This is a genomic window from Micrococcus sp. 093350064-1 (assembly GCF_053627955.1).
In genome coordinates this window covers 184,792-196,995 of record NZ_JBSEYU010000005.1, presented here as the reverse complement: position 1 = coordinate 196,995, position 12,204 = coordinate 184,792, and the positions used below count along the sequence as shown (strand labels likewise).

Below are 12,204 nucleotides of genomic sequence, written 5' to 3'. Positions count from 1 at the left end.
GGTCCTCGATCAGTCGGCGAGCAGGGTCTGGGCCGACCCGTCCAAGAGCAGGGAGGGGCGGACCTCTCCGAACCCGCGGACGATCCTGGGCGGCTGCGGGACGAGCACGAAGCGCTCGTCCCGGGACAGGGCCGCAGCGGTCATGGCGTCCACGAGCACGGTACCCGGATCGGCCAGGGACGTCAGCCGCGCGGCGAGGTTCACGGTGGGCCCGTAGATGTCCCCCATGCGGGAGAGCACCCGTCCCCATGTCAGGGCGACGCGCGCCGAGGGCAGCCCCTCGTCCGCGGCGATGGTCTCGGCCAGGGAGAGCGCGATCGCGGCGCCGGCCTCGGGGGTCTCGGCGTTGAACATGACCTCGTCGCCGATGGTCTTCACGAGCCAGCCGCCGCCGGCCGAGATGGTCTCCGCGGCGAGGGACTCGAAGCGCAGCACCATGCGGGCCAGCGTCCGGTCGTCCATGGTCCGGGAGAGCGTCGTGTAGGAGACCATGTCCGCGAAGCCGACGGCGCGGGCCAGCGGCAGCGGCGCATCCGACTCGGAGCCGTCGCGGCCCTGGGCGCTGGCCGCCAGCCCGGCCTCCACGCGCACGGTCAGGCGCTGGACGGCGCGGTTGAGCTGGCGCCGATAGACGATCCGCATGGCCTTCTCGAGCGGTCCGACCATGTCCGGGAGCATGTCGACGACGGCCCGCCGTGCCTCCGGGTCCGTCAGGCCCTCGGACGCGATCTTGTCCTCCACGAGCGCCTCGATCTGCCACACCACCATGCGGTCCGTCATCTGCCCGATCGAGCGGGCCAGAGAGATGGCGGTGTCCTCGTTCAGCGTCCCCGAGCGTACGAGCGTGAGCACGGACTCGAACGCCTCGATGTCCGCCTCGGTGAAGGCCTTGTGCCCCTCCGGCGACGTCGGATAGCCCAGCGCACGCCAGATCTTCCGGGCGGAGGCCATCGAGACGCCGAGGCGCTGCGCCACCTCCCGCGAGGTGTAGGCGCGCGGGCCCACCACCAAGCCGGCGTCGAGCGTGCGCATCGCGCTCGTCCAGCCGGCGGGCCGTGCCTCGGCGTCGCGGGCGGTCGTGTCCTCGGCCGGCGGGACGATCGGCAGCGGTGCGGTGTCCGGTGTCTCCGGACGGCTCATCGGAGGCCTCCTGTCGGGACGGGGGCGGGCCAGGTTGCGGTGCGGGCCTGGCGGGTGAGGTGGGCCAGGGCCTCCTCGAAGCGCGCGGCCTCGGGGACGTCGCGCAGCCGCCAGTGGACCTGGCGGGCGGGCTCCTGGAAGAGGATGTGCAGGTCTCCGGCACCCGAGCCGCGGCGGCGCCGCTGCACGTCGGCGATGGACACGAGCGGCATGGCGGCACCGGAGCCGCCGACGCCGGCGCCCTGGAGGATGCGGCGGTCGGTGAGCACGGTGCGCCGGAAGACCCAGCGCCACAGCGGGCGGACGGTGCCGGGGAGCAGGACGAGCGCCGCGACCACCCACGCGGCCGCCTCGAGCACGGCGCGGTTCGCGGCGACGATCCCGGGCAGGTCGGGGCGTGCGAGCACGCCGACGGCCAGGCCGAGCAGGAACGCGACGGCCACGAGGACCGCGGCCGGGCGCAGCAGCGCGCGCGGGTGGGTGCGGGTGCGGACCATCACCTGCTCACCGGGCTCGAGTCGCACGGCGGTCACCTCCTGACCGGGACGGGTGTGTCATGCGCCGCGATGGACGTCTCCGCGCAGGTGGGCCACGTCCCCCGCACTGACCTCGGTCTCGATTGTGCCACGGTCCGGTGTGACGCGCTTCACGCGCAGGGTGCCACCGGGGCCGAGGCCCACGGCCGTGCCCTCCAGCACGCCGCCGCCGGGCAGCTCGGCGCGCACCGCGCGGCCCAGCGTGGAGAGCCGGTCCGCCACGGCCGCCACGGCCGGGTGACGCCCGTCGACGGCCGTCGTCTGCCCCGCCACGCCCGCCGCGAAGCGGTCCACGGCCGCCACGACGGCGTCGCGCAGCTCGACCGCGAGGTCCCGGGGGGCGGGCACGGCGTCCGCGCCGATCCACTCCGCCAGGTCCGTGGCGGTGTCCACCGGGGCGGCCCCGCGGTGGTCCAGGTTCACGCCCATCCCGACGACGACGCCGGGCCCCTTGCCGTCCGAGGACAGCGCCACCGTGGCCAGCACGCCGCACAGCTTGCGCCCGTCGGTGGCGAGCACGTCGTTCGGCCACTTCACGTGCGTCGGGACGCCCCGGGCCGCGAGGCGCTCGGCGACCGTGGCGGAGGCGACGAGCGAGAGCCAGCTCAGGTGGGCCGGGGAGACCGGCACCCCGCCGGACTCGGGACGCAGGTACACGGACAGGGCGAGCGCCGCACCCGGCGCGGCGCTCCACACCCGGGAGTGCCGTCCCCGGCCGGCCCGCTGGTCCGCGGTGGCCACGGCCGCACCGTGCCGGTGTCCCTCGCGGTCCAGCCGTGCGAGGAGCTCATCCTGCGTGGAGCCGGCGGAGTCCAGCCAGGTCAGATCCGGTGTGGGGGCGTCGTCGGGGTGCATGCCCCTAGATATACACGGCGTTCCCGGGGGCGGGCTGGGCGGGCCGATCCGCTCCCGGGGCGCGCGGAGGGGCGGCCCGGGCCGACGTCCTCGTCGTTTGTGGGCTTCCTCCAACCGAGGGCGTCCGCGGCGGCCCGTAGACTGGCCGACTGAGCCTCCGCATCTGGCGGACCACCACAAGGAGGACGTGTGACCGATCCCGATCTGACCACCACGGCCGGCCGGCTGGCCGACCTGCATCGGCGGCTCGAGGCGACGGCCGCGCCCGGCGGCCCGGACGCCGTCGAGCGCCAGCACGCTCGCGGCAAGCACACCGCGCGCGAGCGGATCGACCTCCTCCTGGACGAGGGCTCCTTCGTGGAGCTGGACGCGCTGGCCGTGCACCGCACCACCGCGTTCGGCATGGACGCCAAGCACCCGGCCGGCGACGGCCTGGTGTCCGGCTTCGGCACCGTGGACGGGCGCCAGGTGGCCGTCTACTCCCAGGACTTCACCGTCTTCGGCGGCTCGCTGTCCGAGCGCAACGGCCAGAAGATCGTGAAGGTCCAGGAGTTCGCCGCGCGCAACGGCTGCCCCGTGATCGGCATCCTCGACGGCGGCGGCGCGCGCATCCAGGAGGGCGTGGCCTCCCTCGCCCAGTTCGCGGACATCTTCCGGAACAACGTCCTGGCCTCGGGCATGATCCCGCAGATCTCGCTGATCATGGGCCCCTCCGCCGGCGGCGCGGCCTATTCGCCGGCCCTGACGGACGTCGTGGTGATGGTGGACCAGACCTCGCACATGTTCATCACCGGCCCGGACGTGATCAAGACCGTCACGGGCGAGGACGTGGACATGGAGACCCTCGGCGGCGCCCGCTCGCACAACGCCACCTCCGGCACCGCCCACTACATGGCCTCCTCGGAGGAGGACGCGATCGCCTACGTGCAGGAGCTGCTCGAGCTGCTGCCCTCCAACAACCTCGCAGAGGCCCCGACCTTCGAGGCCGCGGACCCGGAGCCCACGGACGAGGACCTCGCCCTGGACGAGATCATCCCGGACTCCGCCAACCAGCCCTACGACATGCTCGAGGTCATCGCCTCGATCGTGGACGAGGGCCACCTGCTGCAGCTGCAGGAGCTGTACGCGCCCAACGTGATCACCGGCCTGGCCCGCCTGGACGGCATGAGCGTGGGCGTCGTCGCGAACCAGCCGATGCAGTTCGCCGGCACCCTGGACATCGCCGCCTCGGAGAAGGCCGCGCGGTTCGTGCGCTTCTGCGACGCGTTCAACATCCCGATCATCACCCTCGTGGACGTGCCCGGGTTCCTGCCCGGCACGGACCAGGAGTTCAACGGCATCATCCGCCGCGGCGCCAAGCTGATCTACGCCTACGCCGAGGCCACCGTGCCGAAGCTGACCGTGATCACGCGCAAGGCCTTCGGCGGCGCATACATCGTGATGGGCTCCAAGAAGCTCGGCGCCGACCTGAACCTGGCCTGGCCGAGCGCCCAGATCGGCGTGATGGGCGCCCAGGGCGCCGTGAACATCCTGTACCGGCGCGACCTGAAGGCGACGGCGGAGGCGGGCGGCGACGTCGACGCGCGCCGGGCCGAGATCGTGGCCGACTACGAGGCCGAGCTGCTCAACCCATACCAGGCCGCCGAGCTGGGCTACGTGGACGCCGTGGTGCCCCCGCACGCCACCCGCGGCCAGCTCATCCGCGCCCTGCGCGCCACCCTGCACAAGCGCGAGGCCCGCCCCGCCAAGAAGCACGGGAACATGCCGCTGTGAGCGCCCCGCTGGGCCCGGGCGCCCCGGACGAGAACGACGCGTCCACGCAGGCCACGCCGGCGTCGGCCGACCCGCTGCAGCTCAACGGCCCGGAGTTGGAGCCGGAGGAGATGGCCGCACTGGCCGCCGTCCTCGAGGCGGCCGCCGCGGCCCGGGCCGAAGCCGCCCGACTCGCCGCCGAGGCCGCCGACCCCCGCCCCCTGGACCGCACGCTCCGCCGTCGCGGCGACCTGGGCCTGTGGGCCCGGCCCGGCCGCGGTCAGTGGCGTCAGGGCGCGGGCCCGCAGTGAGCCGGGGGCGGGCGCCAGCGCCTAGAGTGCCGGTATGACCCAGCACACCTCCGAGGCCGCCGTCGACGGCGCCCGCACCCCGTCCGCCATCGACGCGCTCGCCGAGCGCTACGTGACCGACCTCCTCGCCCTGCACCCGGACACCGCCACCGAGCTCGGCTTCCCGGGCCGCGAGACCGAGTACACGGACTTCTCCCCCGCCGGCGCCCGCGCCGACGACGAGCTCAACGCCCGCCTGCTCGAGGAGCTGGCCGCGCTCGAGCCGCAGGACGAGACGGACCGCGTCACGAAGGCGGCCATGCAGGAGCGCATCGGCCTCGAGCGCGAGATCCACGCGACCGGCCGCACCGAGCTGAACAACATCGCCTCCCCCGCCCAGGGCATCCGCGCGGTCTTCGACCTCATGCCCACGGACACCGCGGAGCAGTGGGGCCACATCGCCGGCCGCCTCGAGAACCTGCCGGCCGCCCTGCGCGGCTACACCGAATCCCTGCTCGCCTCCCGCGACGCCGGCCACGTGGCCGCGGTGCGCCAGGTGGACATCGTGGTGGAGCAGGCCCGCGCCCACGGCGCCGCGGGCGGGTTCTTCCCGGGCCTGGTCGAGCGGGCCGAGACAGCCGACGTCGTGGACGACGCCCTGGCCGCCCGCATCCGCTCCGGCGCGGACGCCGCCGCGCAGGCCTACCGCGACTTCGCGGACACGCTCGAGGCCGAGCTGCGCCCGCACGCCCCGGAGGCGGACGGCGTCGGGATCGAGTACTACCGGCTGGCCTCCCGCGACTTCCTCGGCGCCGAGATCGACCTCGAGGAGACCTACCGCTGGGGCCAGGAGGAGCTGGCCCGCATCATCGCCGCGCAGCAGGCGGACGCCGAACGCATCCGGCCGGGCGCCACGATCGAGGAGGCGCGCGCGATCCTGGACGCGGACCCGGAGCGCACCCTGAAGGGCACCGAGGCCCTGCGCACGTGGATGCAGCGGCTCTCCGACGACGCGGTCGAGGCCATGAAGGAGCACTTCGAGATCCCGGCCCCGATGGACCGGCTCGAGTGCATGATCGCCCCCACCCAGGAGGGCGGCATCTACTACACCGGCCCCTCGGACGACTTCTCCCGGCCCGGCCGCATGTGGTGGTCCGTGCCCCCGGGCGAGGACGAGTTCACCACGTGGGCGGAGACCACCACGGTCTACCACGAGGGCGTGCCGGGCCATCACCTGCAGATCGCCACCGCCATGATGAACCGGGAGAACCTCAACCTGTGGCGCCGCAGCTTCTGCTGGACGTCCGGCCATGGCGAGGGCTGGGCGCTGTACGCGGAGAAGCTCATGGAGGAGCTCGGCTTCCTCGACGACCCGGGCGACCACCTCGGCATGCTGGACATGCAGCGCATGCGCGCGGCCCGCGTGGTGTTCGACATCGGCTACCACTGCGGCTTCGACGCCCCCGAGTCCGAGGGCGGCGGCGCGTGGACCCCGGAGAAGGGCTACGCGTTCCTGTCCAAGCACCTGAGGATCTCCGAGGGCCAGCGGCGCTTCGAGTTCACGCGGTACCTCGGCTGGCCGGGGCAGGCGCCGGCGTACAAGGTGGGCCAGCGCATCTGGGAGCAGATCCGCGCCGAGCACGAGCAGGCCGAGGGCGCCGACTTCGACCTCAAGGCCTTCCACACCCGGGCCCTGCGCCTGGGCGGCATGGGCCTGGACACCCTGCGGGAGGCGCTCGCGTGATCCCGCACGACGACGGCGCGGCCGGCCCCGGCATGAGCCTGCGGCTGGTGCTCGGCTCGGCCTCCCCCGGCCGGGCGGAGGTCCTGACCCGGGCGCGGGTGCCGTTCCGCGTCGTCGTCTCGGGAGTGGACGAGGCGGCCGTGGGCGCCGCGGCGGGCGACCCGTCGCCGGCGGAGCTGGCGGGCCTGCTGGCGGAGGCCAAGGGCCGCGACGTGGCCGCCCGTGTGGCGGCCGCCGGCGTCGAGGCCCCCACGCTCGTGCTCGGCTGCGACTCCGTGTTCGAGTTCGAGGGCCGCGCCCACGGCAAGCCCTACGAGCCCGAGGTCGCCGTCGAGCGCTGGCGCGCCCAGGCCGGCCGGGAGGGCGTGCTGCATTCGGGCCACTGGCTGGGCCTGGTGCTGCCGGAGCCCGGGGTCGAGTCCGGGATGGCCGCGGAGGCGGGCGTGGTGTCCGCCGTCGTGCGCTTCGGCGCCGTCACCGAGGCCGAGATCCAGGCCTACGTGGCCACGGGCGAGCCGCTGCACTGCGCGGGCGCGTTCACGGTGGACGGCGCGGGCGCGGCCCTCGTGGACGGCGTGGACGGGGACCCCAACGCGGTGATCGGGCTGTCCGTGGCGTGGCTGCGGCGGGCCGCGGCGGCCCTGGGCCAGGACTTCACCCGGTTGTGGGAACCCACCAACGCGCAGCGCTGATCCGGCGCGACAGGGCCGCGTGCCTCGGAGGGTTCCGCCACAACGAGTAGGGTGCTGGTCAGAGTCGGCGCCGTCCCGCGCCTTTCGCCCCACCGGGTGAGGGGCACGACCCCGGACGTGGCGCCCGCACCCCCAGCCGTGATCGTCCGAGGAGTCCATCGCCCATGAGCATCGCCGACGCACCGCAGGCCTCGGTCGTCCCGCCCGTCGACCCCGCGGCGGAGCGCCGGTTCTCCCGGGTGCTGATCGCCAACCGCGGCGAGATCGCCGTGCGCATCATCCGGGCCTGCCAGGACGAGGGGCTGACCTCCGTGGCCGTCTACGCCGAGCCGGACCGGGACGCCCTGCACGTGAGGCTCGCAGACGAGGCCGTGGCCCTCGGCGGGGAGACCGCCGCCGACTCCTATCTGGTGATCGGCAAGATCCTCGACGCCGCCGAGCGCGCGGGCGCGGACGCCGTGCACCCCGGCTACGGCTTCCTCTCCGAGAACGCGGACTTCGCGCGCGCCGTGACCGACGCCGGCCTCGTGTGGATCGGCCCGCCCGCCGAGGCGATCGACCGGCTGGGCGACAAGGTCTCGGCCCGCCAGCTGGCCACCAAGGTCGGCGCCCCGCTGGCGCCGGGCACCACCTCCCCCGTGACCGGCACGGAGGAGGTCGTCGCGTTCGCGGACGAGTTCGGCCTGCCGGTGGCCATCAAGGCGGCCTACGGCGGCGGCGGCCGCGGCATCAAGGTGGCCCGCACGCGCGAGGAGATCCCCGAGTTCTACGAGTCCGCGGTCCGTGAGGCCGTGGCCGCGTTCGGCCGGGGCGAGTGCTTCGTGGAGCGCTTCCTGGACAAGCCGCGCCACGTGGAGACGCAGTGCCTGGCGGACGTGCACGGCGACGTCGTCGTGATCTCCACCCGCGACTGCTCGCTGCAGCGCCGCAACCAGAAGCTCGTGGAGGAGGCCCCGGCGCCGTTCCTCACGGACGAGCAGAACGCCCGCCTCGTGGAGTCCTCCAAGGCGATCCTGCAGGAGGCCGGCTACGTCGGCGCGGGCACGTGCGAGTTCCTCGTGGGCCAGGACGGCACCATCTCCTTCCTCGAGGTGAACACGCGTCTGCAGGTGGAGCACCCGGTCTCCGAGGAGATCACCGGCATCGACCTCGTACGCGAGCAGTTCCGCCTGGCCCGCGGCGAGGCCCTCGGCTACACGGACCCGCAGCCCCGCGGCCACTCGATCGAGTTCCGCCTCAACGGCGAGGACCCGGGCCGCAACTTCCTGCCCGCCCCCGGCCGGCTCACCACGTTCCGCATGCCCAGCGGCCCGGGCGTGCGCGTGGACTCCGGCGTGGTGGAGGGCGAGACCGTGTCCGGGGCCTTCGACTCCATGGTCGCCAAGCTGATCGTCACCGGTGCGGACCGCCGCCAGGCCCTGCAGCGCGCCGCCCGCGCCCTGCGCGAGGCCGAGATCGTCGGCATGCCCTCGGTGCTGCCCTTCCACCGCGCCGTGGTGCGCGACCCCGCCTTCGCCCCCGAGATCGCCGGCTCGGAGGAGCCGTTCTCGGTGCACACCCGGTGGATCGAGACGGAGTTCGCGAACCGCATCGAGCCGAGCGCCCTCACCCCGGCCGAGCCGGCCCCCCGCGAGGCGCGCCACACCGTGACCGTGGAGGTCAACGGCAAGCGCGTGGACGTCACCCTGCCCACGTGGGGCGAGGCCCTGCACACGATCTCCGGCGCCGCCCAGCGGGCCGGTGCGGGACGACGCCGGCCCCGCGGCAAGCGCGGCGCACCGGTGGCCGCGGCCGTCAGCACGGACGCGCTGACCGCCCCGATGCAGGGCACCGTGGTGAAGGTCGCCGCCGAGAACGGCCAGACCGTGGCCGAGGGCGACCTGATCGTGGTCGTGGAGGCCATGAAGATGGAGCAGCCGCTCGCGGCCCACCGCGCGGGCGTGGTCAGCGGTCTCGAGGTCGAGCCGGGCCAGACGGTCACGGCCGGCACGGTGATCGCCACCATCGCCGACGCGGAGTGAGCCGCCGGCGACGACGGCGGGGAGCGCCGGCGTCGCGGACTGGTTCCACATGGTGGACGACGAGGATGTGACTCTCGCAGATCGGCGCGACGAGGCTTAACCTGACACGCATCTTCGTCTCACATCGTGGTCGCTCGCGACCCCCTGTGCCCGTCATACCAGGGAGACACCATGTCCCACTCCACCCCGCCCGTGAACCCGGGCGCCCCCACCGATCTCACGTCGGACGCGGTCGCCACCGCGGAGGAGGTGCCCCGCTCGCGGGTCATCATCGCCTCCCTCGTGGGCACCTCGATCGAGTTCTACGACTTCTACATCTACGCCACGGCCGCCGTCTCGGTGTTCCCGCTGATCTTCTTCGCGGGCGGCGACGACAACACGGCCCTGCTGGCCTCCATGGCCACCTTCGGCGCGGCGTTCATCGCCCGGCCGCTGGGCGCCGTCGTCTTCGGCCACCTGGGCGATCGCGTGGGCCGCAAGACCACGCTCATCGGCTCGCTGCTGACCATGGGCATCGCGACGTTCCTCATCGGCCTGCTGCCCACGTACTTCCAGATCGGCCTGTGGGCGCCGGCCATGCTGACGCTGCTGCGCTTCTTCCAGGGTCTGGGGCTCGGCGGCGAGTGGTCCGGCGCCGCCCTGCTGGCCACCGAGTACGCCAAGGACGGCAAGCGCGCGCAGGCGGCCATGTGGCCGCAGCTCGGCGCGCCGATCGGCTTCCTGCTGGCCAACGGCCTGTTCCTCGCGCTCGTGCTCGGCTTCGACCACGACTCCACGAACCCGGTGCTCGACGGCCCGTTCCTCACGTGGGTGTGGCGCGTGCCGTTCCTGCTCTCGATCGTGATGGTGGCCGTGGGCCTCTACGTCCGCGTCAAGCTCGAGGAGACCCCGGTCTTCCAGCGCGCCCTCGACCGCGACCAGCGTGTGAAGGCGCCGCTGGGCGAGGTCTTCCGCCGCAACTGGTGGGAGCTGATCCTGGGCACCTTCGTCATGTACGCCACCTACGTGCTCTTCTACCTGATGACCACGTGGATCCTGTCCTACGCGATCGGCAAGCCGGCCAACGGCTTCCTGGGTGTCCCCTACGCCGAGTTCCTCGTGCTGCAGCTGGTCGGCATCCTGTTCTTCGCGGCGTTCGTGCCGGTCTCCGGCCTGCTGGCGGACCGCTTCGGCCGCCGCCCCACCCTGATCGTGATCTCGGTGCTCATGGTGCTGTTCGGCCTCTCGTTCGGCCTGTGGCTCTCGCCGGAGAACATGGGCGTGGGCGCGGAGCTGAACGTGCCGCTGATGCTGGCGTTCCTGGCCACGGGCATGACGCTCATGGGCCTGACCTTCGGGCCGATGTCCGCGGTGCTGCCCGAGCTGTTCCCCACGAACACGCGCTACACCGGCTCCGGCATCGCCTACAACGTGTCCTCGATCCTCGGCGCCGCGCTGACCCCGTTTATCGCCGCCTGGCTGGTGCAGAAGTTCGATGTCGCCTACGTCGGCTACTACCTGGCCGCCGCCTCGGCGATCACCGTCATCGCGCTGGCCCTCTCCCCCGAGACCCGCCACACGGACCTCGACACCGTCACCTCGGCCCGCGAGCGTCGCGCCGCGCGCTGACCCCGCCCGGTTCCCCGCCCGGGGCCCCCGCCCGCACTGTCGAACGTGACATCGGGGGAATGGACGCTTTCGGTCGTGAGATAGGGCCTATCTCACGACCGAAAGTCGTCTCTGGGTCAGATGCGCACGTGCAGGCGTCGCGCCGCCTCCGCGATCGACCCGGACATGGACGGGTACACGGTGAAGGTGTCCGCGAGGTCGTCCACGTGCAGCTTGTGCGTGACCGCGAGCGCGAGCGCGTAGATCAGCTCGGAGGCGCGCGGCGAGACCACCACACCGCCGATCACGGTGCCGGAGCCCTGGCGCGCGAAGATCTTCACGAACCCCTCCTCCGCGCCGGACATCTTGGCGCGGGGGTTGGTGTGGAAGTCCAGGCGCAGCACGTCCGCCTGGTACTGGCCGGAGTCCACCTGCGCCTGCGTGACGCCCACGGTGGCGATCTCCGGCGAGGTGAAGATGTTCGAGGCCAGCAGGTGCGGGCGCAGCGGCTTGAGGGCGTCGCCGAGCAGGTGGGCGACGGCGATGCGCCCCTGCATGGCCGCCACCGAGGCGAGGGCGAGCGTGCCCGTGCAGTCGCCCGCCGCGTAGATGCTCGGCACGGACGTGCGGGAGACGCCGTCCACGAGCACGTGGCCGGAGCCGGACAGCTTCACGCCCACGTCGTCGAGGCCGAGGCCCGCCGTGTTCGGCACGCCGCCGACGGCCACCAACGCGTGGGAGCCCTCGATCGACGGGGTGTCCTCGGCCCCCTCGCCGGAGAGGTGCACGCGCACGCCGGTCTCGGTCCGCTCGACGGACTCGGCCCGGGAACGGGAGACCACCCTGAGGCCGTTGCCCTCGAAGACCTTCTCGAGCAGCTCGGCAGCGTCGGCGTCCTCGCCGGGGAGCACGCGGTCGCGCGAGGAGACGAGGGTGACCTTGGCGCCGAGGCGGTTGTAGGCCGAGGCGAACTCGGCGCCGGTGACGCCGGAGCCCACGACGATCAGGTGCTCGGGCAGCTCCTTGAGGTTGTAGACCTGCTTCCAGTTGAAGATCCGCTCGCCGTCCGGGACGGCGGTCGGCAGCTCGCGGGGGCTCGCGCCGACGGCCACGAGGATCGCGTCCGAGGTGATGATCTCGGGCTCGGCGCCGGCGTCGGCGTCGTCGAGGGCGCGGACGGACACCTCGTGGGGGCCGACGACGCGGCCCACGCCGTCGATCACCCGGACGCCGACCCGCTCGAGGCCCGCGCGGATGTCCGAGGACTGCTCGTGGGCCAGGTTCAGGATGCGGTGGCCGACCCGGCCCATGTCCGCGTGGGCCTCGGCCCCGCCGAGGTCCACCCCCAGGTCCACGGAGGCGCCCACGCGGCGCATCGAGTCGGCGGCGGCGATCAGCGTCTTGGAGGGGACCACGTCCGTGAGGACGGCCGCGCCGCCCACCCCCTGGCGCTCGACCAGGGTCACGCGGGCGCCCAGCTTCGCGGCCACCATGGCGGCCTCGTAGCCGCCGGGGCCGCCGCCGATGATGGTCAGGGACGGGATGAAGGTGCTGTTTTCCTCGGTCACGGGCTCCATTGTGTCCGCC

10 protein-coding genes are annotated in these 12,204 nt (G+C 73.5%); 6 read left to right on the top strand and 4 right to left on the bottom strand.

The window, feature by feature from the left end:
• Nucleotides 1-9: 9 nt before the first annotated feature.
• Genes ACUW6W_RS07570 through ACUW6W_RS07560 form a run of 3 tightly spaced genes read right to left on the bottom strand, consistent with a single transcriptional unit; the run spans nucleotide 10 to nucleotide 2,531 of the window.
• Entirely contained in the window at nucleotides 10-1,140 is a 1,131-nt protein-coding gene (locus ACUW6W_RS07570; protein WP_454180091.1) for an adenylate/guanylate cyclase domain-containing protein, read from the bottom strand.
• Nucleotides 1,137-1,664, bottom strand: coding sequence for a PH domain-containing protein (locus ACUW6W_RS07565; protein WP_134416412.1), 528 nt, complete (start codon nucleotides 1,662-1,664; stop codon nucleotides 1,137-1,139). Before ACUW6W_RS07565 ends, ACUW6W_RS07570 begins: the two co-directional genes overlap by 4 nt.
• Before the next feature lie 30 nt (nucleotides 1,665-1,694).
• Complete coding sequence (locus ACUW6W_RS07560) at nucleotides 1,695-2,531, bottom strand: biotin--[acetyl-CoA-carboxylase] ligase (protein ID WP_123243883.1); 837 nt, start codon at nucleotides 2,529-2,531, stop codon at nucleotides 1,695-1,697.
• Nucleotides 2,532-2,720: 189 nt separating this feature from the next.
• Between ACUW6W_RS07560 and ACUW6W_RS07555 the strand changes: the two genes are divergently transcribed.
• The 6 genes from ACUW6W_RS07555 (at nucleotide 2,721) to ACUW6W_RS07530 (ending at nucleotide 10,638) form a co-directional block, all read left to right on the top strand.
• The gene (locus tag ACUW6W_RS07555) at nucleotides 2,721-4,304 is read left to right on the top strand and encodes an acyl-CoA carboxylase subunit beta (RefSeq protein WP_036383096.1); all 1,584 of its coding nucleotides are present in this window, start codon (nucleotides 2,721-2,723) and stop codon (nucleotides 4,302-4,304) included.
• Nucleotides 4,301-4,594, top strand: coding sequence for a hypothetical protein (locus ACUW6W_RS07550; RefSeq protein ID WP_084776561.1), 294 nt, complete (start codon nucleotides 4,301-4,303; stop codon nucleotides 4,592-4,594). Before ACUW6W_RS07555 ends, ACUW6W_RS07550 begins: the two co-directional genes overlap by 4 nt.
• A gap of 34 nt (nucleotides 4,595-4,628) precedes the next feature.
• Nucleotides 4,629-6,317, top strand: coding sequence for a DUF885 domain-containing protein (locus tag ACUW6W_RS07545; RefSeq protein ID WP_454180090.1), 1,689 nt, complete (start codon nucleotides 4,629-4,631; stop codon nucleotides 6,315-6,317).
• A complete protein-coding gene (locus tag ACUW6W_RS07540; protein ID WP_454180089.1) occupies nucleotides 6,314-7,009 on the top strand; it encodes a Maf family protein in 696 nt (231 codons plus the stop codon). The genes ACUW6W_RS07545 and ACUW6W_RS07540 overlap by 4 nt, the downstream gene beginning before the upstream one ends.
• A gap of 164 nt (nucleotides 7,010-7,173) precedes the next feature.
• Nucleotides 7,174-9,030: an acetyl/propionyl/methylcrotonyl-CoA carboxylase subunit alpha gene (locus tag ACUW6W_RS07535; RefSeq protein WP_454180088.1), complete on the top strand. Its 1,857-nt coding sequence runs from the start codon at nucleotides 7,174-7,176 to the stop codon at nucleotides 9,028-9,030.
• Between the two features lie 171 nt (nucleotides 9,031-9,201).
• The gene (locus ACUW6W_RS07530; RefSeq protein WP_122054101.1) at nucleotides 9,202-10,638 is read left to right on the top strand and encodes an MFS transporter; all 1,437 of its coding nucleotides are present in this window, start codon (nucleotides 9,202-9,204) and stop codon (nucleotides 10,636-10,638) included.
• Between the two features lie 116 nt (nucleotides 10,639-10,754).
• Here the strand turns inward: ACUW6W_RS07530 and ACUW6W_RS07525 are convergent, their stop codons facing one another.
• Nucleotides 10,755-12,185, bottom strand: a complete 1,431-nt coding sequence (locus tag ACUW6W_RS07525) for an NAD(P)H-quinone dehydrogenase (protein WP_122055008.1) — start codon at nucleotides 12,183-12,185, stop codon at nucleotides 10,755-10,757.
• Nucleotides 12,186-12,204: the final 19 nt, after the last annotated feature.

What these genes read in the sequence shown, in the direction of transcription:
- ACUW6W_RS07570 (WP_454180091.1), bottom strand. Translation starts at nt 1,140, where the DNA reads ATGAGCCGTCCGGAGACACCGGACACCGCACCGCTGCCGATCGTCCCG.
- ACUW6W_RS07560 (WP_123243883.1), bottom strand. Translation starts at nt 2,531, where the DNA reads ATGCACCCCGACGACGCCCCCACACCGGATCTGACCTGGCTGGACTCC.
- ACUW6W_RS07545 (WP_454180090.1), top strand. Translation starts at nt 4,629, where the DNA reads ATGACCCAGCACACCTCCGAGGCCGCCGTCGACGGCGCCCGCACCCCG.
- ACUW6W_RS07535 (WP_454180088.1), top strand. Translation starts at nt 7,174, where the DNA reads ATGAGCATCGCCGACGCACCGCAGGCCTCGGTCGTCCCGCCCGTCGAC.
- ACUW6W_RS07530 (WP_122054101.1), top strand. Translation starts at nt 9,202, where the DNA reads ATGTCCCACTCCACCCCGCCCGTGAACCCGGGCGCCCCCACCGATCTC.